This is a genomic window from Paenarthrobacter sp. GQ52 (genome assembly GCF_059759005.1).
This window is the reverse complement of the sequence record NZ_JCAXEJ010000001.1, coordinates 355759-378396: the sequence shown is the minus strand read 5'-3', so window position 1 is coordinate 378396 and position 22638 is coordinate 355759. Positions and strand designations below refer to the sequence as shown.

At 62.5% G+C, this 22638-nt stretch carries 20 protein-coding genes, 1 pseudogene and 1 riboswitch; of the genes and pseudogenes, 8 read left to right on the top strand and 13 right to left on the bottom strand.

Going from position 1 to position 22638, the window contains the following annotated elements:
* Positions 1-38 precede the first annotated feature (38 nt).
* The 3 genes from sdhA (at position 39) to AC6CH8_RS01705 (ending at position 3529) form a co-directional block, all read left to right on the top strand.
* Positions 39-1838: a succinate dehydrogenase flavoprotein subunit gene (gene sdhA / locus AC6CH8_RS01715; RefSeq protein ID WP_089594136.1), complete on the top strand. Its 1800-nt coding sequence runs from the start codon at positions 39-41 to the stop codon at positions 1836-1838.
* Positions 1838-2620: a succinate dehydrogenase iron-sulfur subunit gene (locus tag AC6CH8_RS01710; protein ID WP_011773975.1), complete on the top strand. Its 783-nt coding sequence runs from the start codon at positions 1838-1840 to the stop codon at positions 2618-2620. Before sdhA ends, AC6CH8_RS01710 begins: the two co-directional genes overlap by 1 nt.
* 132 nt (positions 2621-2752) lie before the next feature.
* The gene (locus tag AC6CH8_RS01705; protein ID WP_091466051.1) at positions 2753-3529 is read left to right on the top strand and encodes an alpha/beta hydrolase family protein; all 777 of its coding nucleotides are present in this window, start codon (positions 2753-2755) and stop codon (positions 3527-3529) included.
* Between the two features lie 81 nt (positions 3530-3610).
* Here AC6CH8_RS01705 and AC6CH8_RS01700 read toward each other — a convergent pair whose 3' ends face one another.
* Positions 3611-4912 (bottom strand): ABC transporter substrate-binding protein, encoded by a 1302-nt coding sequence (locus AC6CH8_RS01700; RefSeq protein WP_498188446.1) that lies wholly within the window; start codon positions 4910-4912, stop codon positions 3611-3613.
* A 79-nt stretch (positions 4913-4991) separates the two neighbouring features.
* On the opposite strand from AC6CH8_RS01700, the pseudogene AC6CH8_RS01695 reads away from it, so the two are divergent.
* A pseudogene (locus AC6CH8_RS01695) lies at positions 4992-5840 on the top strand (glycoside hydrolase family 43 protein); the annotation flags it as partial.
* Positions 5841-5945: 105 nt separating this feature from the next.
* Positions 5946-8129, top strand: coding sequence for a hypothetical protein (locus AC6CH8_RS01690; protein ID WP_498188659.1), 2184 nt, complete (start codon positions 5946-5948; stop codon positions 8127-8129).
* Between the two features lie 57 nt (positions 8130-8186).
* Here AC6CH8_RS01690 and AC6CH8_RS01685 read toward each other — a convergent pair whose 3' ends face one another.
* The 7 genes from AC6CH8_RS01685 to AC6CH8_RS01655 all read right to left on the bottom strand — a co-directional run bounded on the left by AC6CH8_RS01685 (position 8187) and on the right by AC6CH8_RS01655 (position 13727).
* On the bottom strand, positions 8187-8339 hold the full coding sequence (locus tag AC6CH8_RS01685; protein ID WP_166660232.1) for a glycine zipper domain-containing protein: 153 nt from the start codon (positions 8337-8339) through the stop codon (positions 8187-8189).
* Between the two features lie 21 nt (positions 8340-8360).
* Positions 8361-9446, bottom strand: coding sequence for a YihY/virulence factor BrkB family protein (locus AC6CH8_RS01680; protein ID WP_498188445.1), 1086 nt, complete (start codon positions 9444-9446; stop codon positions 8361-8363).
* Positions 9373-10050 (bottom strand): 2'-5' RNA ligase family protein, encoded by a 678-nt coding sequence (locus tag AC6CH8_RS01675; protein WP_091466047.1) that lies wholly within the window; start codon positions 10048-10050, stop codon positions 9373-9375. Before AC6CH8_RS01675 ends, AC6CH8_RS01680 begins: the two co-directional genes overlap by 74 nt.
* A gap of 4 nt (positions 10051-10054) precedes the next feature.
* Positions 10055-11179 (bottom strand): tryptophan--tRNA ligase, encoded by a 1125-nt coding sequence (gene trpS / locus AC6CH8_RS01670; RefSeq protein ID WP_498188444.1) that lies wholly within the window; start codon positions 11177-11179, stop codon positions 10055-10057.
* 20 nt (positions 11180-11199) lie between these two features.
* Positions 11200-12033: an exodeoxyribonuclease III gene (locus AC6CH8_RS01665; RefSeq protein WP_498188443.1), complete on the bottom strand. Its 834-nt coding sequence runs from the start codon at positions 12031-12033 to the stop codon at positions 11200-11202.
* Between the two features lie 10 nt (positions 12034-12043).
* On the bottom strand, positions 12044-12610 hold the full coding sequence (locus tag AC6CH8_RS01660; protein ID WP_091466044.1) for a hypothetical protein: 567 nt from the start codon (positions 12608-12610) through the stop codon (positions 12044-12046).
* Positions 12611-12674: 64 nt separating this feature from the next.
* Complete coding sequence (locus AC6CH8_RS01655; RefSeq protein WP_498188442.1) at positions 12675-13727, bottom strand: LacI family DNA-binding transcriptional regulator; 1053 nt, start codon at positions 13725-13727, stop codon at positions 12675-12677.
* 179 nt (positions 13728-13906) lie between these two features.
* On the opposite strand from AC6CH8_RS01655, the gene AC6CH8_RS01650 reads away from it, so the two are divergent.
* On the top strand, positions 13907-14998 hold the full coding sequence (locus tag AC6CH8_RS01650) for a C45 family autoproteolytic acyltransferase/hydrolase (RefSeq protein WP_498188441.1): 1092 nt from the start codon (positions 13907-13909) through the stop codon (positions 14996-14998).
* A 50-nt stretch (positions 14999-15048) separates the two neighbouring features.
* Positions 15049-16374, top strand: a complete 1326-nt coding sequence (locus AC6CH8_RS01645) for an MFS transporter (RefSeq protein WP_498188440.1) — start codon at positions 15049-15051, stop codon at positions 16372-16374.
* A 27-nt stretch (positions 16375-16401) separates the two neighbouring features.
* On the opposite strand, the gene AC6CH8_RS01640 is transcribed toward AC6CH8_RS01645, so the two are convergent.
* The 5 genes from AC6CH8_RS01640 to glyA all read right to left on the bottom strand — a co-directional run bounded on the left by AC6CH8_RS01640 (position 16402) and on the right by glyA (position 21548).
* Positions 16402-17235, bottom strand: a complete 834-nt coding sequence (locus AC6CH8_RS01640; protein WP_498188439.1) for an ABC transporter permease — start codon at positions 17233-17235, stop codon at positions 16402-16404.
* Positions 17232-18128: an ABC transporter permease gene (locus AC6CH8_RS01635; protein WP_498188438.1), complete on the bottom strand. Its 897-nt coding sequence runs from the start codon at positions 18126-18128 to the stop codon at positions 17232-17234. The genes AC6CH8_RS01640 and AC6CH8_RS01635 overlap by 4 nt, the downstream gene beginning before the upstream one ends.
* Complete coding sequence (locus AC6CH8_RS01630) at positions 18088-19017, bottom strand: ABC transporter ATP-binding protein (RefSeq protein WP_091466034.1); 930 nt, start codon at positions 19015-19017, stop codon at positions 18088-18090. Before AC6CH8_RS01630 ends, AC6CH8_RS01635 begins: the two co-directional genes overlap by 41 nt.
* 200 nt (positions 19018-19217) lie before the next feature.
* The gene (locus AC6CH8_RS01625; protein WP_498188437.1) at positions 19218-20111 is read right to left on the bottom strand and encodes a bifunctional methylenetetrahydrofolate dehydrogenase/methenyltetrahydrofolate cyclohydrolase; all 894 of its coding nucleotides are present in this window, start codon (positions 20109-20111) and stop codon (positions 19218-19220) included.
* 141 nt (positions 20112-20252) lie between these two features.
* A complete protein-coding gene (gene glyA / locus AC6CH8_RS01620) occupies positions 20253-21548 on the bottom strand; it encodes a serine hydroxymethyltransferase (RefSeq protein WP_364308261.1) in 1296 nt (431 codons plus the stop codon).
* A 115-nt stretch (positions 21549-21663) separates the two neighbouring features.
* A riboswitch (ZMP/ZTP riboswitch) is annotated at positions 21664-21749 on the bottom strand.
* Positions 21750-21784: 35 nt separating this feature from the next.
* Between glyA and purU the strand changes: the two genes are divergently transcribed.
* A complete protein-coding gene (gene purU / locus AC6CH8_RS01615) occupies positions 21785-22636 on the top strand; it encodes a formyltetrahydrofolate deformylase (RefSeq protein WP_091466029.1) in 852 nt (283 codons plus the stop codon).
* Positions 22637-22638: the final 2 nt, after the last annotated feature.

The window sequence follows — 22638 nt, the reverse complement described above, 5'->3', positions numbered from 1 at the left end:
GCCGACCATCTGAATTTTTGAAAGAGAGAGCATCTGGTATGCAGGTCCATAAGTACGACGTCGTCATTGTCGGTGCAGGTGGCGCCGGCATGCGCGCCGCGATCGAATCCGGTCAGCGAGCACGCACCGCGGTACTGACCAAGCTCTACCCCACCCGCTCGCACACAGGTGCAGCCCAGGGTGGAATGTGCGCAGCACTGGCCAACGTCGAAGAAGACAACTGGGAATGGCACACCTTTGACACCATCAAGGGTGGCGACTACCTGGTTGACCAGGACGCAGCCGAGGTCATGGCGAAGGAAGCCATCGACGCCGTGCTGGACCTGGAAAAGATGGGTCTGCCGTTCAACCGCACGCCCGAGGGCCGGATTGACCAGCGCCGCTTCGGTGGCCACACCCGTGACCACGGCAAGGCACCCGTCCGCCGTGCTTGCTATGCAGCGGACCGTACGGGTCACATGATCCTGCAGACGCTGTACCAAAACTGCGTCAAGCACAACGTTGAGTTCTACAACGAGTACTACGTCCTTGACCTGCTGATCGTCGAAGAAGACGCAGTTCGCGAAGACGGAACCCCGTACAAGCAGAAGCGTGTTGCCGGTGTGGTTTCCTACGACCTCGCCTCCGGTGAACTGCACGTCTTCCAGGCCAAGTCCGTGGTGTTCGCTTCCGGCGGCGCCGGCAAGGTCTTCAAGACCACGTCCAACGCACACACCCTCACCGGTGATGGCATGGGCATCGCGTTCCGCCGCGGCATCCCCCTGGAAGATATGGAGTTCTTCCAGTTCCACCCGACCGGCCTCGCCGGCCTGGGCATCCTCCTTACCGAGGGTGCACGTGGTGAAGGTGCCATCCTGCGTAACTCGGAGGGTGAGCGCTTCATGGAGCGTTACGCCCCCACCATCAAGGACCTCGCACCCCGTGACATCGTGGCACGCGCAATGGCCAACGAAGTACGCGAAGGCCGTGGCTGTGGTCCGAACAAGGACTACGTCCTCCTGGACCTGACCCACCTTGAGCCTGCGCACATTGAGGCCAAGCTTCCGGACATCACCGAGTTCGCCCGCACCTACCTTGGTGTGGAACCGTTCACCGATCCCGTTCCCGTGTTCCCCACGGCGCACTACGCCATGGGTGGCATCCCCACCAACATCACCACCGAGGTGCTGCAGGACAACGACACGATTGTGCCGGGCCTGTACGCAGCGGGTGAGGTTGCATGCGTCTCCGTCCACGGCTCCAACCGTTTGGGCACCAACTCGCTCCTGGACATCAACGTGTTCGGCAAGCGTGCGGGTATCGCCGCTGCGGAGTACTCCAAAACAGCTGACTACGTGGAGCTTCCCGAGGACCCCGAGGCAATGACCCGCGGCATCCTGGACGGCCTGCTCACCGGCAACGGCACCGAGCGTGTGGCACAGATCCGCAAGGAACTGCAGGACACCATGGACGCCAACATGCAGGTGTTCCGCACCAAGGAATCGCTGGAGCAGGTCCTCCGCGACATCGCTTCCTTCGAAGAGCGGTACAAGCACGTTACCGTTCAGGACAAGGGCAAGCGCTTCAACCTGGATCTCCTCGAAGCAGTGGAACTGGGCTTCCTGCTGGACATGGCCAAGGTCATGACCGTCGGTGCGCTGCACCGTGAAGAGTCGCGCGGTGGCCACTACCGCGAGGACTTCCCGGACCGCAATGACGAGAAGTTCATGAAGCACTCCATGGCTTACCTGGACACTTCCGTCACCGTCGACTCCTCGGCGGAATCTGTTGCGGGCATCCGTCTTGAGACGAAGCCCGTCATCTTCACCCGTTACGAGCCGATGGAGCGTAAGTACTAATGACGACCGAAATGGCAGAGCCCGCTTCCAAGATCGAGCTCCCGGCAAGCGTTGCTGGCGACGGTGAAATCCCCACCTTCCACATCACGCTGCGTGTCCGCCGCTACGATCCCGAAATCTCGGACGAAGCACGCTGGGATGACTACAAGCTGACCATGTACGGCACGGACCGCGTGTTGGATGCCCTCCACAAGGTCAAGTGGGAGATTGACGGCAGCGTTTCCTTCCGCCGCTCCTGCGCCCACGGCGTGTGTGGTTCGGATGCCATGCGCATCAACGGCCGCAACCGCCTCGCCTGCAAGACGCTGCTGAAGGATCTGGACACCACCAAGCCCATCACCGTCGAGCCGATCAAGGGCCTCCCCGTGGAGAAAGACCTGATTGTGGACATGGAACCCTTCTTCCAGTCCTTCCGCGAAGTCATGCCGTTCCTGATCAACAAGGGCCACGAGCCCACCAAGGAACGTCTGCAGTCCGTCGAGGACCGTGAGCGCTTTGACGACACCACCAAGTGCATCCTGTGCGCCGCCTGCACCTCGTCCTGCCCGGTCTTCTGGACCGATGGCCAGTACTTCGGCCCGGCTGCGATCGTCAACGCCCACCGCTTCATCTTCGATTCCCGTGATGACGCCGGAGACATGCGCCTTGAGATCCTGAACGACAAAGAAGGCGTGTGGCGTTGCCGCACCACCTTCAACTGCTCGGAAGCATGCCCCCGTGGCATCCAGGTGACCCAGGCAATTGCCGAGGTCAAGCAGGCCATCCTGGCCCGCAAGATCTAGTTTCGCCGGTCCCCCAAGGAACCAAACGACGACGGCGCCGCTCACCACTGATGGTGGGTGGCGCCGTCGTCGTTAATCCGCGTCCGTAACCGGGTTACACCGCAACCGTCACCGCAACGCAAGGAGATCAGCGTGTCACGCTCTGAGAAGATCAGCTTCACGGGAAGTACCGGCGACACCCTGGCCGGCGTCGTAGACGTGCCTGAGGGCCCCGTCCGGGGCTGGGGCCTGTACTCGCACGGCCTGACACTCGGCAAGGACAGCCCGGCCGCGTCCCGGATCTGCAAAGGACTCGCGGAGCAGGGTGTGGGGATGCTGCGCTTCGACAACCTGGGCTTGGGCAGCTCCGCAGGTGAATGGTCTGCGGGGTCGTTCAGCGTCAAGGTAGCCGACACCATCCTGGCCGCGGACTTCATGCGGGAGCAAGGCCGGGGAATCTCACTCCTGGTGGGTCACTCGTTTGGAGGTGCAGCGGTGCTGGCCGCAGCCCGCGACATTCCCGGCCTCAACGCCGTCGTGACGGTTGGCGCACCCTACGAGCCGAAACATGTTGAGCACATGTTCGACACCGAGATCGAGTCCATCCTCCGCGATGGCAGCGCGGTGGTGGACCTTGGCGGACGGCCCATGGAGGTTCGCCGCCACTTTGTGGAGGACGTGGAACGCGCCGATCTGCGCGACTGCATCCGCACCCTCCACAAGCCGCTCATGGTGATGCACTCCCCCACCGACAACACCGTGGGAATCGACAACGCCAGCGAGATCTTCCGGACTGCCCGACACCCCCGGAGCTTCATCTCCCTGGAGGGCAGCGAGCATCTCCTCACCGGGAAGGGCCAGGCAGCACGGGTTGCGCGGATCATCAGCGCCTGGGCGGACCCTTACCTCGAGGTCCGCGACGCTGGCTGATGACCCTGCCGGCCCAACTGGGTAGCAGATAATGCCGTTATGAGCTGTCATAACGGCATTATCTGCGACCTAGATGGGTACCTACTTGCCGATGGCCGCCTTGCTTTCGCTGAGCCACTGCTCGGCAGCTTTCTCCGGGGTCAGCCTCTTGAACAGGACCTCGGTGTTGATGCGGGCCGTGATCTCGGAGACGGCGGTTGAACCGGTGGGGCCGATGAACGTTGGGGCGAAGTCCATCTTGCCGATCTGGTCGATGTAAGCGGCTTCCACCTTTCCTTGGGGTGTCAGCAGGTCTTGGATGGCCGTGCGCATGCCGGAGTTGCTGGGCACGCCACGGTCACTCTGGATAATCTTTGCGGCGGCCTCATTGTTCACCAGGAAGCTGACCAACTTGGCGGCCGCATCCGTGTGCTTGCTGCGGGCGGAGATGGTGTAGAACTGCGAAGACTGGAGCCAGATGCCGGGCGTGGGAGTCTCACCGGGCAGCTTCAGCAGCTTCAATTCGGCCCCTGATGCTTTGCTGAGCGCGGTCAAGGAGTTGGTCCAGGTCAGCATCATGCCGGCCTGCCCCATACCCATGAGTGTCTGCTCGGTGCTGACGTTGAGCTTCTCTACGGTTTCGGAGGCGCTGGGTGCTGCAGCTGACTCGCTGAGTTTGACGGAGAAATCGAAGTAGTCCTGTACGGTTTCCTTGCCAAGTCCCAACTGGCCATCCTGCGTGTACAGCGATTCTCCGCGTTGACGCGCAAAGGCATCCAATGAGTCATGCGTGAGGACAGTGGCTGTCCCGTAGGTTCCCTTGGGGCTCTTGGCAGTGATGTCCTCGGCTGTCTTGGCGAAGTCATCCCAGGACCACTTGCTGTCATCCGGAAGGGCTACCCCGGCAGCTTGGAAGACTGCGGGGTTCACTACGATGGCCAATGCGTTGGCACCCGTGGAGACACCGTACTGTTTGCTTTGCACCTGCCCGTTTTCCAGGGCCCCTTGGTCCATTTTGGAGAGGTCGAGGGACCCTTCAACTTTGGAGAGGTCCAGCAGTGCGCCACGATTGGCGTACTCAGCCGGGTAGGCACCACCCATGGTGATGACATCAGGGGCGTCGTTTGCAGCGACTTGGGTAGCCAGCTTGTCGAAGTAGCCTCCGATGTCTCCGTACTCCGGCTTCACCTTGATGTTAGGGTTAGCGGCCTCGAACTCCTTGATGGCCTTGTTGGTCAATTCGGCACGGGTGGCATTGCCCCACCACGAAAACCGGATCTCTACAGGGCCGTCTTCGGCTTGGTTGGACGTCGGGCTGGAACAGCCTGTGGTAAGCCCAAGCAGGCCTACCGCCGTGAAGAATGCTATGGATTTGCGGATACTTCGGAGAGATTTACGCGCCATTGGGTAAGCTTCTTTCAGACTCAAAAAAACGGTTCCTGAAACGTATCAAGAGGCTGTATATTCGTCAATAGTTTTCACCATGAACTATTTAGGCCGCCCAAAGGAGCACGCTTTGACCCACCACTTGGACCAGATCCAGATCCGGGACCCCTTCGTGGTTACACATCCGGAATCCGGGCAATACCTGCTCTTCGGAAGCACCGACAAGAACATCTGGTCGGGGCCGGCCACTGGATTCGACTGCTATCGGAGCAGTGACCTGTTGCTGTGGGAGGGACCTATTGAGGCCTTTCGCCCACCGGACGGGTTCTGGAGCCAGGAACAGTATTGGGCGCCTGAGGTGCATGAGTATCAAGGTCGCTACTTCATGTTTGCGACGTTTACCGCTCCTGGACGTTCACGGGGAACGCAGGTACTTTCTGCCGCCAAGGCGGAAGGTCCCTACGAACCGTGGAGCGATGGTCCCGTCACTCCACCTGATTGGGAGTGCCTGGACGGTACGCTCCATGTTGACCATGAAGGGGCACCATGGATGGTGTTCTGCCATGAGTGGAAGCAGGTCCATGACGGCACCATCCTGGCCCAGCGCCTCAGCCCGGACCTGCGGCATGCCATGGGCGAGCCCATCTTCCTGTTCAGCGCGTCCGAAGCGCCGTGGGCCCGCGCTCTGGATGTTCCGTCAATCCGGGAAAGGGAGTCCCCTGCGTATGTCACTGACGGCCCGTTCTTGTTCCGGCTTGGCAGCGGGACGCTCATCATGCTGTGGTCCAGCTTTGGTGACCAGGGCTATTCCATGGGTATTGCCAGGAGCGAATCCGGCACAGTGCTGGGACCCTGGACCCAGGAAACCGAGCCACTGTGGGGCATCGATGGCGGGCATGGCATGATCGGCCGGGCCTTGGACGGCAGCCTGTTCCTCACCCTTCATCAGCCCAATAACAGCCCTCACGAACGGGCGGCGATTTTCCCGCTCCGTGAGCTCAAGGACACCGTGGCCCTGGCTTCAGCTCAGCCCGCGCTCGTTGGCCCCGCCATCGATCGCAAGGCTCTGGTCCAGCGACACAACGTGCGGCAGCAGAATTTGGACCCGCGAAGCCCGGTGTCGGTGGGTAACGGAGAATTCGCCTTCACCGTGGACCTCACCGGGCTTCAGTCGTTCCCCAACCACTACCCCGTGGGAGCACGTGATGACTTGCCCCCGGGAACGCTTCTAGGGACGCAGTCACAGTGGGGCTGGCACTCGATTCCCGCACCACAGCCCTACGACCTCGCCGGCTCAACCGTCCTCTACGATTCACCCCGTGGCCCGGTCCCCTACGTGGACATGGTGGGAGACATCGTGAACGACCGTGAAACGGACACCTCCCTGGCCGAAACGTGGCTCCGGGCGAACGTGCACCGGCTGGATTTGGGGCGTATCGGTTTCCGTTGGGTGGAAGACGGCGTGGAACGTCACCTCATGCCAGCGGACATCGCTGACGCTGAACAAACGCTCGACCTCTGGACCGGCGTAGTAACCAGCCGCTTCACGCTGGCGGGTCATCCCGTCACAGTGACGACGGCGTGCCACCCCGACCGGGATGAGCTCGGCATTCGCGTGGAGTCGCCAGCACTTGCTGCCGGCTTAGTTATAGGTGTCGACTTTCCCTACGGGTCCGAGGCATGGCATGACGCCGCGGACTGGAAGCACCCGGAGTCCCACACCACCTCCCTCGAAGGCCCGAAGCTCCCCACACACGGGCATGACGGTGCCGCAGCATGGACAGCTCAACGCGAGCTGGACGATTCCCGCTACCAGGTGGTCATCACAGGTCGCGAGTTGACAGTAGAACAGGCCGCGCAGCACCGGCTCCGGGTTTCACCCGCCTCAGCCGTCACCACCATGGACGTCACCATTGCTTTCCTGTCCGTCGGGGACGGCGACTGTATCCCCCGAGGCAACAACCGGTTCGCCGGATCCACGCCGGGAGTAAGCATGGACGCCCACGCCGGTTCCGGCGTCGGACGTTCACCTGCACTCGGTGTGGCGGACGCGTCCGCAGCCTATTGGCCTGCATTCTGGTCTTCGGGAGGGGCGATCGAACTTAATGCCACGGATGATCCCAGGGCCAAGGAATTGGAACGCAGGATCGTGTTGTCCCAATACCTGACCGCGATCAATTGCTCGGGTTCGTTGCCACCGCAGGAGACCGGGCTGGTCTGCAATTCGTGGCGCGGCCGCTTCCACCTGGAGATGCACTGGTGGCATGCTGCGCACTTTGCGCAGTGGAATCGTGTAGAACTGCTCCTGCCGTCATTGCGGTGGTACTCCACAGTGCTGGAGACGTCGCGGCAGACGGCGAAAGTGCAAGGATTCGACGGCGTTCGCTGGCCGAAGCAGGTAGGACCGGATGGGCGGGAAAGCCCGAGCCCCATCGGAACCTTCCTGATCTGGCAGCAGCCCCACCCCATCCACCTGGCCGAACTGGTGTACCGCGCCAATCCGAGTCGGGAAGTGTTGGAGGAATTCGCGGAGATCGTCTTCGAATCGGCCGGGTTCATGGCCAGCTTCGCGCATCCCACGTCGCGGGGGTTTGAGCTGGGCCCTCCCCTGATTCCGGCGCAGGAGAGCTACGGCTCACTACGGGCCAAGGTCACTAATCCCACGTTCGAACTGGCGTACTGGCAGTGGGGCCTACGGACTGCTACTGCCTGGCGGGAACGGCTGGGTTTGGAACCAGTACAGGCATGGGGGGACGTGGCGGATGGCCTGGTGCAACCACATGTGGTTGATGGCGTATACGCGGCCATCGACGTCGAACCGTTCACCATACGCACGGACCATCCATCCATGCTGTGTGCCCTGGGAGTCCTCCCCCAGACTGATCTCATTGATCCGGCCATCATGAGAGCAACCCTTTCAGACGTCCTGGCAGACTGGGACTGGGGCAGCACCTGGGGTTGGGACTACCCCGTGATGGCCATGACGGCCGCACGACTTGAGGACCCGGGGGCCGCTGTTGATGCGCTCCTCCTAAGCGCCGGCAAAAATACCGTCCTCCCCAACGGGCACAACCGGCAGACGGACTCCCTCCCGCTGTACCTGCCAGGCAATGGTGGGCTTCTGGCCGCTGTCGCGCTGATGGCCGCAGGTTGGGACAACGGACCGGACCGGCACGCGCCCGGATTCCCGGCCGACTGGGCCGTTGCATGGGAGGGGCTGGTCAAGGCCCCTTAGCATCGCCGCAGCTGGATAGTGTCACTACGGGATATCACCGCAAAGGGACCTCGCCTGTTAACCGCGGCGGGGTCCCACCGCGGCTCCGACCAAGGCACCAAGGCCAACTCCAATGAGGATGCCCAGAAAGGGCGAATTGAAGACCAACTGGCCAACCACAAGTCCCGCTGCAGCCCCGAGCAGACAGGCGATCCACAGTTGGTTGTTCATGGCGGCCTCCGGATAAAACTGTCAGCTGCGGGGCGCCACGCGACGCGAACCGAGGACTTTCTTGCGGGGGGACTCCCCCGATGCCGTGTCAGCCTCGCGAATAGCAGACCACGACGCCGAGACGAGATACACCTGGCTCACCAGATTGAACCAGATCAGCAGCCCGATAATGATGGCGAACGATGCCAGGACCGGATTGTTGCCGGACCGGGCCAGAAGTTCGGTGCTGAAGAACTGCAAGATCGTGGTCCCTACGCCCGCCAGCACCACGCCTTCCAGGAATGCGCGGCGCCCCAGCTTCAGGCCACCCGCAATGCGGAACAGCACTGCCGCCGTCGCGCAGTTCAACAGAAGGGGGACCACGATCTTGACGGTCGCCGCTATGGGCTCGACAACGCCCTCATCAAGCTTGAGCAAAGCAATAAGCCAGTCCGCTGCGGTCCCAAAGACGAGCGAGACGCCTGCGCTGATCACAAGGATAACGCCGAGGAGCAGCAGGGTGCCGGCGTCGATGAGCTTTTGAAGGATCGGGTTGCGTACCAAGGGGTCAGCGTTCATCACCCCCCGGAGGCCTTCCCTGATGCTGGCGATCCAGCCCAGGGAAACAAACACCGTGACAATCGCTGCGATGAGGGCCGTCCACCCAAGTCCCGACGGGTTGAGCAGGGATTGTGGATCCACCAGCCCTTCGCCGCCATCCACTTGAAGGAGCCCGGGGGCAGCCGCGGCCACACTGTCGATCACGGCATCCTGCAGCGCGGGGTTACCGCCCAACACGATGCCTGCGATGGCGAAGCCGGTTGTGAGCAGACCCGTCACGGAGAAGAACATGTTGAAGCCGATACCGGCGCTCAACAACGGCCCGTGCTGCCGGGTGTAGTGCTGGAAGGAACGCATGGCCCGGTTGGTATTCAGCCTGGCGAGGATGAGTGCAAAAAATGCACCAACCTTTTTCGGCAAGCCCTCGCCGGCACGCTTCGCATGGCCCCAATCCTGCCGCTTGCGGAGAAGCTGGAGTTTGAGTTTCGCCAGCTCAGTTGGCAGCGGAGGAACGTCCGCCTCTGCGGCTTGGATCCGCTTGCTGTGCTTCGTCAGTATCGCCGCCAAAGTCGAGCTCTTCCCGTAGCTGCCAAATTCCATTGGTGTCGTGCTCGTAAAGTCCCATGCTAACCACAGGGAAGGTCGCCCGGTAATCCCTGAGAACCGTTTCGGCCTCATCGAGGTTTTCCTGGGCGACATCGTGCGCAACGGTGACGTGCGGGTGGTACGGGAACGGCAACATCCGTTCGAGTGGGCCGGTTTGAAGTTTCTCGTGCAGTTGCACGCACTCTTCAAAGCCTTCCTCCACGTTGACGAACACCACCGGCGAGACGGGACGGAAAGAACCCGTGCCGGAAATGGTGATTTCGAAAGGTTCCTGGGTCCTTGCGACTTCCCTGACGTGCTCCCGGGTGGCGGCCCAGTCCTGGGTGGGTGTGGTGGTGATCAGGGTGATGTGGGCAGGGATGACCTCAGCCATCGGATCACCGAAGGAGGCCCTCCACTCCTGGAGTTCTCGGGCGATCTCCGGTGGGAAACCGAGGATCACTCCGACGCACATGGTGTCTCCAGCGCCGCAATCGGTGCCGGAAACAGCGGGCTGGCGGGAGTCGTCCGGACCGGCACCCTGTCGGGTGCCGGTCTTGACGTTGAGCTGGCCAGCGGAGCACATGGACTTAGCGGACTCCCTGGTTTCCGTGGGAGGCATCGCCGCGGTAGGGCAGGAAACCAACCTTGGAGTAAACGTCCGCCAGTGTTGCGGCCGCAATTTCACGTGCCTTGTCCGCGCCGAGGGCCAGGAGCCGGTCGAGTTCTGCGGGATCAGCCAGAAGTTCGTTGGCACGTTCGCGGATAGGTGCCAGGTGTCCGGAGACGAGTTCGGCCAGGTCAACCTTCAAATGGCCGTACATCTTTCCCTGATAATCAGCCACGATCTTGTCCACCGGTAAACCGCTGATGGCCGAGTAGATGGTCAGCAAGTTGGATACGCCCGGCTTGTTCTCGCGGTCATAGCGGATCTCAGTTTCGGTGTCCGTAACCGCAGACTTAATCCGCTTGGCCACCGTCTTTGGGTCATCCAGCAGATTGATCAGTCCGGCCGGTGATTCCGCCGACTTGGACATCTTGGCGGTCGGGTTCTGGAGATCGTAGATCTTTGCCGATTCCTTCTGAATGAAGGCCTCAGGCACTTGGAACGTCTCGCCGAACCGGCTGTTGAAACGGTTGGCGAGGTCGCGGCTCAATTCCACGTGCTGGCGCTGGTCTTCACCCACCGGCACGCCGTGCGGCTGGTACAGCAGGATGTCAGCGGCCTGCAGGATGGGGTACGTGAACAGGCCAACGCTGGCGTGGTCCGAACCCTGCTTCTGTGCCTTGTCCTTGAACTGGGTCATGCGGGCGGCTTCGCCCATTCCCGTGATGCAGTTCAGGACCCATGCCAACTGGGCGTGCTCGGGAACCTGGGACTGGACGAAAAGCGTGCACTTGTTCACGTCCACGCCGCCGGCGATGTACTGGGCGGCCGTAACCCTGGTCCGCCGGGCCAGTTCCGCCGGATCCTGCGGCACGGTGATGGCGTGCAGGTCAGGAATGAAGTACACGGCGTCGTACTCGTCCTGCATCCGGACCCAGTTGACCAGGGCGCCGAGGTAGTTGCCAAGGTGCAGGGAATCGGCGGAGGGCTGCATGCCGGACAGGACCCGGTGCTTGGCGCCAACGGCAAGCTTGGTTGACGTTACGGGCTTCGGTGCGATCGCAGCATCAGCCGCTGCGCCGGTTTCAGTCGTGGTGGAACTAGTCATGGAGCAATACCTCAGGAAGCTTAGAGCCGGTAGTCGACTACCAGCGGTGCATGGTCAGAGAAACGGGTGTCCCACGAAGGCGCCCGGTCCACCACAGCCGAGAAAGCGGCAGCTGCGAGGTCCGGGGTGGCCAGGTGGTAGTCGATGCGCCAGCCTGTGTCAGTGTCAAAGGCCTTACCGCGCTGGGACCACCAGGTGTAGGGGCCGGCGACATTACCTGCCAGGCCCCTGTGGACATCCCTCCATCCGATTTCTTCGCCGAGGAAGCGGTCAAAGTATGCCCGCTCCTCCGGGAGGAAGCCGGCACGCTTGACGTTGCCCTTCCAGTTCTTGATGTCGAGTTCAGTGTGTCCGACGTTGAGGTCGCCAACCACCAAAGCGTGGTCGCTGTGTTTCGCGAGCTCAGGCAGGCGGACTGTCATGGCATCGAGGAAGCGGAACTTATCCTCCTGCTTGGGGGTTCCGACCTCCCCGGAGTGCACATAAGCACTGACAACGGTAAGGGTGGTGGGGTCACCGGCTGTGTTCCTGACGGTGTAGTCCGCTTCAACCCAGCGCCCGGACGTATCGAAGTAGTCGTCGCCAACGCCAACGCGAGTGGCGGTGGGCTCCTCGCGGGATGCAATGGCCACACCGGCGCGGCCCTTGGCCTCAGCTTCGGTGTGGAGGATGTGCCAGCCTTCGCCGATCAGCTTCCTGACGATGTCGTCAGGGGCGCGCACTTCCTGCAGGCAAAGAATGTCTACCTCGCGTGGCTCCAGCCATTCCGCCATGCCGTTCTTGTAGGCAGCCCGCAGGCCATTGACGTTAACTGATGCGATGCGAAGGAAGTCCTTCTTCAATGCCGTACTCACCCGGTCCACTCTAGTCGATGATGGTGCCGGCCACGGGCTCGTCCGAGCCACCTGAAGACTTGATCATGTCGCGCGCATTCGTGGCCGTAATGGCGATGGTTTCGAGCGCCCGGTTGATGGTGTCCTGGTTGGCCGTTGCGCCCTTGGCGCGTTCCTCGTCCACCACGCGGACCTGCACCTGGACAATCTTGAAGGAGTGGTCCAGCTTAAGGTCGCGCACTTCATCGGCTTTGCTGCGCTCGGCAACTATGCGCGTGCCTCCGCTGTCAGCAGCGGACGACGACGGCGCGCGGCCGGCCGCGGCGTTGAAGGCATTTTGCGCTTCGCTCAGTTTGGCACCGGCCCGCTGCGCGGCCTTGCGGATGCTCAGCACCACGAACGTTGCAAGGGCAAGCCACCCGAAAGCGACCACGGCAACAACCCAGCCCACAACATCGTTCTGGTTGGCCGCAAAGATGACGGCTACCAGGAAAGCGATGATGACGACGGTCATCCCCAGGCCGCCGATGCGGAAGCCCTTGAACATGCCTTTACCGGCGGGGGACGTGGACGGGTGCGGGTCACCGAGAGATTGCATGAACCCATTCTCTCAAATGCGGAAAGGTGCCCCGTCCGCTTCCACGGACGGCGAACATGCCACGCTAGGATCCGCGCTTCTGCTGATTCCGGGTCTTGCCCGGCGACGTGGATTTGCGGTGCAGGAACCGCGCCGCCAGCAGAACCGGGTCCGACCCCGACTTGCCCTCCATGACTTCGCAGAGTCGCTCAACCAGCGCGGCGGCCGCGGCAGGAATATCCACGTCAAGGGCGGAAATCGGGGGTTTGTGCTGCCGTGAGTGTTCAGAGTCCGAGCCCGTGCACACCAGCAGGTCCCCCGGGATACGGACTCCACGTTCCTGCATGGCCTGGGCTGCCCCGCTGGCGTGCCTACCCGTTAAGCAAAAAACTGCGCCGGGCAGGCCGTCGCCCAAAATCCTGGCGCCCACTTGCCGACCACCCTCCACGCCGTCCCGTTCCGGTACGTGATAAATCCGGGGCTCCTTTCCGGTTTCCAGGCACCAGGCAACGTAGGCGGCCTCGCAATCGAAGTTCCAGGCGTTCCTGTCCGTGCCGCCCACGTAGGCGATGGATCCAGCGCCCGCGGCTGCCAGGTGGTCCAGGACGACTCGTGTGGACGCTGCGTCGTCGTGAGCGACCCAGTTCCGGAAGTCGGGGCGGCCCGGATCGCGATCCCAGGTCACATACGGAATTCCACGCTTCCCCAGCAAAGCCACCACTGGGTCATCCAAATGCGGGGCGAAAACTATGTAACCGTCCAGGGACATGGAAAACGGGGGAAGCGGTCTACGGCTCAAGTCGGGGACGAGCATCAGGCCCAGATTCCGATTCAGCGTCTCGGCGGCGGCTGCTCCCGCGAGTTTCATGAAGACGTCCACGCCATTGGGACCATAGTTGCCCAAGCTGTCCAAGGAGCGGAAGACCAGCCCGATCGCATTCATCTTGGAACTTCGAAGCCCCCGTGCCATGGCGTCTGCAACGTAACCCATCTCCGAGGCGACGGCGCGGACCCGTTCCCGGGTGGCCTCGCTGATATTGCCCTTGCCATTGAGGGAGTGCGACACCGTGGTGATCGACACTCCGGCTTTCCGCGCTACGTCCCAGATCGTCGCGCCGTGTTCTAGTTCGCGGGCCATGGGCCTCCTGCATTCGCCTCCGAGGGATCTCACGAGACCCGACTTCCGAAATTAACGATAAATCTCGCGGACCAGCTACACAAAAACGTTTTTCTTCCGTACTTTGAGCGTCACAAGTGATCCACCTCATCCAAGAGCCCACCCGCACTCCGACGGGGATGGCTCCCTCAAGGAGACCTATGCAGCTTCACCGCCACACATCCGCCGTGCCCGATCCCCGCGAGCGCGGCCTCGACATCGGCCGCACCTGGGAGGCTCAAACACGCAACACCGCCAAGCTCTACTTTGACTTCTTCGCCACGCTTGGCATCGCACCGCAGAAAGTCCGGGACATTGCGGAGCAGAGCCATGCAGCCCTCCACGCCTGGTGCCCGGCACTGGCAGAGGAAGCCGAGGGCTGGGCCAACGGCGCCGGACTCGAGACCTGGGAGATGAGTGTGGTCAACGCACGCACTGAGATTCTTGCGGCCGCACCCCGGAAGGTCGCCTCCCATGAATGCTCGACGGCGGTCTACGCACCAGCCCGGGCTTCGGCGCCGGAGACCATTCAGACCTGGGACTGGCATGACCACCTCGCCCCCGACGGACTCTTGCTCGAGGTAACCCCATCCCCCGGTCGGACCACCAAGACGTTCACGGAGTTCGGGACGCTGGGCAAGATCGGTGTCAACAGTGAGGGCCTCGGCCTGCATTTCAACATCCTTGCCCACTCCAAGGATGATGACTCCGCTGGAGTTCCGGTCCACGCAATCGCCCGCCGCATCCTCGATGAGGCCTCGACCATCGACCAAGCTATCGACATCGCGTCCTCAGCAAGAGTTAGCGCCTCTACCGTCTTCACTGTTTTCACAGCTACCGCTTCCGGCACCAGTACCCCGCGCCTGGCCGCCAGCATCGAGGTCTCTCCCGCCGGCACCGGCGTCGTGGATGCCGGCAGCGACGGCTGGCTGCTCCACACGAACCACTTCCTGGACCCCGTCCTCGCGGAAGAGGACACAATCGACGACGGCGCGTTGTCGCCCCAGCGCCTGGCCCACCTCGGGCGCGTGAGGACGGAGCTCGCCGGCCTGGGCATCGCGGACCGGGCCAAGCAGTTCTGCTCGTCAGAGGGAGCTTCATCCGTGGTCTGTTTCCATCCTGACGCCTCGGCGCCGCGACACGAGCAGTGGCAGACGCTGCTGACCATCAGCGTCGATGCCGGTGACTGCTCCCTCGCTTACGCAGCTGCCAACCCCGCCGACGCCGCACGCGATGGCTTCCTGATCTTCTAAGCCCGACCAGCCTCACAACCCCAACAAAACAACCAACGAAAGGCACTTCCTTGCCGCAATCCCTTCAGCCCAATGTTGCGCTGGAACCACAAGGTCCGTCGTCCAAGCGCCCCGTCTCAGCTGCCCGTACTTTCTTCGTCTCCTGTTTTGGAACCGCACTGGAGTTTTATGACTTCACCATCTACGGATTGGCTGCAGCCTTGGTGTTTCCGCAGCTCTTCTTCCCCAACCTTGATCCTCTGACCGGAACATTGGTGGCGTTCGCCTCCTTCGGTGCCGGCTTCCTGGCCCGGCCCTTGGGCGGTATCGTCCTGGGCCACTTCGGCGACCGTCTCGGCCGACGCAAGATCCTGATCCTCACGCTCATCCTGATGGGTGGGAGCACCTTCCTGATCGGCTGCCTGCCCAGTGCAGATTCGATCGGTGCCGCGGCCCCTATGCTGCTCATAGCATTGCGCCTGGTTCAAGGATTCTCTGCCGGCGGTGAATGGGGAGGCGCTGCCTTGTTGGGAATCGAGGCGGCACCGGCGGGTCGCCGAGGACTGTGGGGAAGCTTCACCAGCATGGGCATTGGGCTGGGCGTGCTCATGGGTTCCGGCGTTTTTACGCTCACTGACGCCATCGCGGGCGGCGAAGTGGCCAGCTTCGCTTGGCGGGTACCCTTCTGGATCGGCGGCCTGCTGGTACTGGCTGGCCTTATTGCCCGGCTGACCCTCCCCCAGGACGAACGCCCTTCCGGCACCCAGGCACCCCGGATTCCACTGCTGGCAGTCCTCAAGTCGCATCCGCGGCAGATCCTGATGTCGATCGGCGTCAGCTACGGCTACAACACCTTCACCTACATCGCCACAGTGTTCCTCATGTCGTACGTGCTCCAGCGCGGCTATTCCGACAGTGAATCACTTCAGTTCCAGCTGTGGGGTGCCCTGGCCAGCGTCATCTCCGCGCCTCTCGCTGCGATCCTTTCCGACAGGATCGGCCGTAAGCCGGTGATGATAGGTGGTTCGGTGATGCTCATCATCTACTTCCTGGCGTTCTTCCCGGCCATCGAGACACACACCGGCTGGCTTGCCCTCCTCATGTTCACGCTGGGCGGCGCGCTGAACACTGTTCCGCAGGGCCCGTTGCCGGCATTCCTTGGCGAACAGTTCCCGGCAGCTTCCCGCTACTCGGCCATTTCGGCCAGCTATCAAATCGGCTCAGCCCTGGGAGGCGGCACGGCAGCCACTGTGGCCACGGCATTGCTGATCGCCACGCATGGCGACCCGATCGGCGTCGTGATTTACACAGTCTCCGCGCTGGCAGTCATGGGACTGTGCTCCTGGGGCCTGCGCGACAACGCAAAGCTGACCATGGCTGAGATCGAGACGGCCTAGGACCTGTGCGGGCTGCGCCGGCTGGTCCTACTTCAGGAACAGCTGGCGCAGCCTTGCGGTGGTCAGCATGATCCCGAGCGCGATCATCACAACGTAGTAACCCACGTGGATGGCAGTGGCAGGGCTGAACGAGCCCACGCTGATCTGGCGCAGGAGTTCCACCCCGTGCCACAGGGGCATGGCCTGGATGAACCACTGGATGACCTGCGGGTAGACGCTGAGCGGGTAAAACGTGGCGCTGAACAGGAACATGGGCAGCAGGAAAAAGTTGATCCAGTCCATCTGCTGGAAGGTCTTCATGAAGCTGGTGATGCCCATCCCAAAGCTCGCAAAACCGAACGCGATCAGCACCGAAGCAGGAATGACCAGGACGGCCCACCAACTGGTGAGCAGTCCCATTACCCCCATGACAGCGGTGAATCCCGTGGCGTACAGCAGGCCCCGAAGGAGTGCCAGGAAGATCTCTCCGATCGCCACGTCCAACGGCCCCAAGGATGTGTAGAGCATCCCTTGGTACAGCTTGGCGAAATTCATCTTGAAGAAGACGTTCCACGTGGAATCATAAATTGCTCCGTTCATGGCCGAGACCGCCAGGAGTGCCGGCGCAATGTACGCCGCATAGCTGATTTCCTCGCCGCCTGGACCCTGGACAGTGCCCACTATGGAGCCCATGCCCACGCCCATGGCCAGCAGGAACAGCACAGGCTCGAAGAACCCCGACACCATCACCAGCCAAGTGCTGCTCTTGGCAGCCATCAGCCCACGGCCCACCACTGCCTTGGCGTTGCGGGAGTAGAGGGCTCCGAACTTGCGCTCACGGGCAAGATCCGTGGCGCTGTGGCCACCTGTCAGGACACTCAAGAGCCCATCCTATTCACGAACTGGCGGCGGACAAGTATCCAGCCAACAGTGGCGGTCGCCAGCAGGAACACCACGTGGGTGATGGTCAGCAACGGGTTTTGGTCCATCCCGTAGGTGAAGACCCGACCCAACTCAGTTCCGTGCCACACCGGTGATATCCAACCGATCCAACGAACTGCGATCGGCAGCGAATCCAGCGGGAAGAACGTCCCGGAGAACAGGAAGAGCGGCATGACGATGAATCGCTGCACCAATGCGAACTGCCCCTTGTCCTGCTTGATGCTGGCGGCATAGGCCATCAGCGGCAAGCCGAAGGAGAGCGCCGCGACCGTGGCCACGATGGCCGAGACCCAGCCCCAGGGGCTTGGCGAAGCGCCAAACATGGCCACCACCACGAAATAAACCAACGACTGCAACAGGAAGCGCAGGGAACTGGCCATGACGTGGCCGCTGGCGATCTGCTGCGGTGTCAGCGGCGAGGCATGCGGACCATAAAACACGCGGCGCCATTTGAAGCCGTCCATAATGGGGTACGAGAACTCCCCCGACGCCGTCATCACTGCGGCGGAGACCAACAACGCCGGAGCCACGAACTCCAAATAGCTGACACCGCCGAACGCCGCCTCGCTGTTGGCGTCCACCAAGCTGGCGAGGCCAACTCCCATGGCAAAGAGATACGCCACGGGCTGCCCTACGCTGTACAGGATCACGGACCAGCCGTAGTTCCGCATGACACGGAGCACCTGCTCAGCGTAGAAGAAGGAACCCCAGCGACGCGCCCTGGCGGCCGAAACCTCAGGTGAGTGGGCCCGCAACGGCTGCTCCGCCGTCGTGCGTGGTTTGTTCACCGACTCAGTCAACGAGGCTCCTGCCGGTAAGCCGCAGGAACACATCTTCCAGCGACGAGCGACGCACCAACGAGGTCATGGGGTGCAGCCCGCGGGCAGTGACCTGCTCCAGCGCGGCCTCACCGTCGTGCGCGTAGATGAGCACACGGTCCGGCAGTGTCTCCAGCCGCTCACCAATGCCTTGAAGCTCGACGCCGATGGTCGCGTTCCGCTCGGAGCCGAACCTGAGCTCCAGTACTTCGCGCGATGAATGCTCACGAATCAGGGCCGCGGGCGATCCTTCGGCCATGATCTTGCCCTTGTCCACCACGATCAGGCGGTCGCAGAGTTGCTCAGCCTCGTCCATGTAGTGCGTGGTGAGGATGAGGGTTACGCCGCTTTCCTTAAGCCGGAACAGGCGGTCCCAAAGAATGTGGCGCGCTTGGGGATCCAGGCCGGTGGTGGGTTCGTCGAGGAGAAGAATGCGGGGCTCGTTAATAAGCGACCGGGCTATTGTGAGTCGTCGCTTCATGCCCCCGGAGAGCGCGTCCACCTTGGAATTGGCCTTGTCCGTTAGCTGCGCGAATTCCAGCAGCTCATCAGCCTTCGGCCGGAGGTAGCTCAAAGGCAGGCCAAAATAGCGCCCGTAGACGATCAGGTTCTCGCGAACCTTGAGCTCTTCATCCAGGTTGTCCTGCTGTGGGACCACACCCAGATGCGCTCTTACTTCGGGGCCGTGGGATTCCGGGTCCAAGCCCATGATGCTGAGCGTGCCCGAGGTGCGTTGGGATACGCCGCCGATCATTTTCATGGTGGTTGACTTGCCGGCACCGTTGGGGCCCAGCAGCCCGAAAGACTCCCCCGCCGGTACGTCGAAGGAGATGTTGTCCACGGCGGTGAGGTCACCATAGGCCTTGGTGAGGTTCCGCGCGCTGATGACGGATGGTCGGTTCATGTCGAAGCCGGATTGCGACGATTCTGACTGTGTGGGTGACGGTGTCGGAGAGCGGGTTGCTTCATTGTGCACCCTCAGCACACTAGTAGCGCCCCCTGACTTATGCGAGGCCATTTCGGGGGTTCCCTGCGGAAGATGCCGTGCGCACGGCATCTTCGGCAGCTTAGCCCCGTAATGGGCCTTGCAATGGTCGGAGGAACTTAGGCGATGCCTGCCTGGCGCTCCGCACTCTCCACGACGTTCGCGAGCAGCATGGCACGGGTCATCGGCCCAACGCCGCCCGGGTTCGGGGACAGCCAAGCGGCGACGTCGGCAGCTGCCGGGTCAACATCTCCGGTAACAACAGCCTTACCGTTACCGTCGTCCACACGGCTGACGCCGACGTCGAGCACTATTGCGCCCGGCTTGAGGTCTTCAGCCTTGATCATGTGCGGCACGCCAGCGGCAGCAATGACGACGTCTGCCTGCTTGAGTTCCGCAGGCAGGTCCACCGTTCCGGTATGGGCCAGGATGACAGTGGCGTTGACTTCCTTGCGGGTCAACAGGAGGCCAATGGGGCGGCCGATGGTGACGCCGCGGCCAACCACCAGAACACGCTTGCCTTTGAGTTCAATGTTGTGGCGGCGCAGCAACTCCACACAGCCCTTAGGCGTGCAGGGAAGCGGGGACTTCATCTCGCCGTTGACGTTGGCCACCAGGCGGCCAAGGTTCATGGGGTGCAGGCCGTCGGCGTCCTTGTCAGGGTCCATGGCTTCCAGGATGACGTCCTGGTCGATGTGCTTGGGCAGCGGAAGCTGGACTATATAGCCGGTGCACTCCGGGTTGTCGTTGAGCTCGCGGACGACCTCCAGGAGGTCTTCCTGGCTGATGTCCTCGGGGAGGTCGCGGCGGATGGACTGGATGCCAACCTCGGCGCAGTCCTTGTGCTTGCCGCCGACGTACCAGGTGCTGCCGGGGTCGGAACCCACCAGAATGGTGCCCAGGCCGGGGACGATTCCCCTCGCGGCCAGGACGGAAACGCGAGTGGTCAGTTCTGCCTTGATGGCTGCGGCGGTGGCCTTGCCGTCAAGGATCTGTGCGGTGGACGGTGTCATTCCATCTGCTCTTTCTGGTGGGTGACCTAATGGCTCATGCCAACGGGATCCGCCGCCGTAGGTGTGGCGGCGGATCCCGTCAGCTCCGGTTCAATGTCCGGGTGTTGCTCTATTACTGCTGTCAGCTATGGGGCCGCGGATTTACCACTGCTCGTGCTGCGGGTACAGCGGGAAGTCAGCGGCCAGTTTGTCGACGCGGGCCTGGAGCGACTCGACGTCGGCCGAGGTACCGGCCTTGAGCGCGGCGGCGATGATCTCGGCAACCTCGGTGAACTCGGCAGCACCGAATCCGCGGGTGGCCAAGGCAGGGGTACCAATGCGGAGGCCGGAGGTGACCATCGGCGGGCGGGGGTCGAACGGAACAGAGTTGCGGTTCACGGTAATGCCCACGGAGTGCAGGAGGTCCTCGGCTTGCTGGCCATCCAGCTGCGAGTTGCGCAGGTCAACCAGGACCAAGTGAACGTCGGTGCCACCGGTGAGGACGGAGACGCCGGCTTCGGCAACATCGGCCTGGTTCAGGCGGTCAGCGATGATCTTGGCACCTTCGAGGACACGCTCCTGGCGCTCCTTGAACTCTTCGCCGCCGGCGATCTTGAACGCAACAGCCTTGGCCGCGATCACGTGCATGAGCGGCCCGCCCTGCTGGCCCGGGAAGACGCTGGAGTTGAGCTTCTTGGCCCACTCCTGCTTGCCAAGGATCACACCGGAACGGGGGCCGGCCAGGGTCTTGTGGACCGTGGAGGTGACGACGTCGGAGTACGGCACCGGGCTCGGGTGCAGGCCCGCTGCAACCAGGCCGGCAAAGTGCGCCATGTCCGTCCACAGGAGTGCGCCGACTTCGTCGGCGATGGAGCGGAAGGCAGCGAAATCGAGGTGCCGCGGGTAGGCGGACCAGCCGGCGATGATGACCTGCGGCTTCTCGGCGATGGCCTGCTCGCGGAGCTTGTCCATGTCGATGCGGAAGTTGTCCTCTTCAACCTGGTAAGCAGCTACGTTGTAGAGCTTGCCGGAGAAGTTGAGCTTCATGCCGTGGGTCAGGTGGCCACCGTGTGCCAGCGAGAGGCCCAGGATCTTGTCGCCCGGGGTGATCATGGCGGAGAGCGCTGCAGCGTTTGCCTGGGCACCGGAGTGCGGCTGGACGTTGGCGTACTCGGCGCCGAAGAGTTCCTTGACGCGGTCGATCGCAAGCTGCTCGGCGACGTCGACGTATTCACAACCGCCGTAGTAGCGGCGGCCCGGGTAGCCCTCGGCATACTTGTTGGTCAGGACGGAGCCCTGAGCTTCCATGACGGCGCGGGGGGCGAAGTTTTCGGACGCAATCATTTCCAGGGTGCCGCGCTGGCGGCCGAGTTCCTGGTTGAGGACTGCTGCGATCTCGGGATCGAGATCGGCGAGCGACTGGTTGCTGACAGACGCGGAAGTGGTTGTGGTAGTCACGGAAATCTCCTGGCTAGGCAACGGGTGGTGCTACAGGTCAGGCTACCGGCAGCAGCATTCCCGCGTCCCCTTTTTGACGGAGGGATCGGTCACGTGCGTGCAGCGGTAAGACATGACCCTCGGCCCAGGCGTACGATCCGTGGTCTTCATGATTGCCGCTCCCTGGTGGTAGTCCACCCAACGCCAGTTGCGACCCGTTAACAGTACAACAAGGCAGCACAGGTAGGCTTGATCGTGTGACTGAATCCACCGCTTTCGTAGTAACACTTTCCTGCCCCGACCGCCCCGGCATCGTCCACGCGGTAGCCGGAGCCCTGCTTGATGCCGGCTGCAATATCGCCGATTCCCAGCAGTACGGAAGCCCCAGCACAGGCAACTTCTTCATGCGCGTGGAGGCATCGACGTCGTCCTCCCAGGCCGAACTGGCCACGGCCTTGCGGCCGGTAGCTGAATCGTTCGGCATGACCTGGCAGATCAACCCCGTGGGCGAAAAGGTCCGCACCATCATCCTGTGCTCCAAGGATGCGCACTGCCTCAACGACCTTTTGTTCCAGCAGCGCACGGGCACTTTGCCCATTGAGATTCCGGCGATTGTGTCCAACCACCGGGATCTTGAATCGCTGGCGGAGTTCTACGGCATCCCGTTCCACCACATCCCGGTAACGCCGGAGACCAAGCCGCAGGCCGAGGCGCAACTGCTGAAGCTGATTGCCGAGCACGATGTCGAGCTGACTGTCCTGGCACGGTACATGCAGGTCCTGTCCAACGATCTGTGCACGGAGTTGAACGGCAAGGCCATCAACATCCACCACTCGTTCCTCCCCTCCTTCAAGGGCGCCAAGCCGTACCACCAGGCACACGCACGAGGTGTAAAGATCATCGGCGCCACGGCCCACTACGTGACGGCCGACCTCGATGAGGGTCCGATCATCGAGCAGGAAGTCATCCGCGTTGACCACGCGCGCACGGCTGCCCAGTTCGTCCAGATGGGCCGCGACGTCGAAGGCCGCACGCTGGCTCAGGCGGTCCAGTGGCACGCCGAACACCGTGTGCTCCTGGACGGTACCCGGACCGTGGTGTTCAACTAACG

Bases quoted from the DNA above. Each gene is read 5' to 3' on its own strand.
- AC6CH8_RS01685 (WP_166660232.1), bottom strand. From the start codon at position 8,339: ATGAACAACCAACTGTGGATCGCCTGTCTGCTCGGGGCTGCAGCGGGA.
- trpS (WP_498188444.1), bottom strand. From the start codon at position 11,179: ATGACTAGTTCCACCACGACTGAAACCGGCGCAGCGGCTGATGCTGCG.
- AC6CH8_RS01630 (WP_091466034.1), bottom strand. From the start codon at position 19,017: ATGAACCGACCATCCGTCATCAGCGCGCGGAACCTCACCAAGGCCTAT.
- AC6CH8_RS01675 (WP_091466047.1), bottom strand. From the start codon at position 10,050: ATGTGCTCCGCTGGCCAGCTCAACGTCAAGACCGGCACCCGACAGGGT.
- AC6CH8_RS01650 (WP_498188441.1), top strand. From the start codon at position 13,907: ATGCAGCTTCACCGCCACACATCCGCCGTGCCCGATCCCCGCGAGCGC.
- AC6CH8_RS01635 (WP_498188438.1), bottom strand. From the start codon at position 18,128: ATGTGTTCCTGCGGCTTACCGGCAGGAGCCTCGTTGACTGAGTCGGTG.
- AC6CH8_RS01700 (WP_498188446.1), bottom strand. From the start codon at position 4,912: ATGGCGCGTAAATCTCTCCGAAGTATCCGCAAATCCATAGCATTCTTC.
- AC6CH8_RS01710 (WP_011773975.1), top strand. From the start codon at position 1,838: ATGACGACCGAAATGGCAGAGCCCGCTTCCAAGATCGAGCTCCCGGCA.
- AC6CH8_RS01625 (WP_498188437.1), bottom strand. From the start codon at position 20,111: ATGACACCGTCCACCGCACAGATCCTTGACGGCAAGGCCACCGCCGCA.
- AC6CH8_RS01655 (WP_498188442.1), bottom strand. From the start codon at position 13,727: ATGGCCCGCGAACTAGAACACGGCGCGACGATCTGGGACGTAGCGCGG.
- sdhA (WP_089594136.1), top strand. From the start codon at position 39: ATGCAGGTCCATAAGTACGACGTCGTCATTGTCGGTGCAGGTGGCGCC.
- AC6CH8_RS01660 (WP_091466044.1), bottom strand. From the start codon at position 12,610: ATGCAATCTCTCGGTGACCCGCACCCGTCCACGTCCCCCGCCGGTAAA.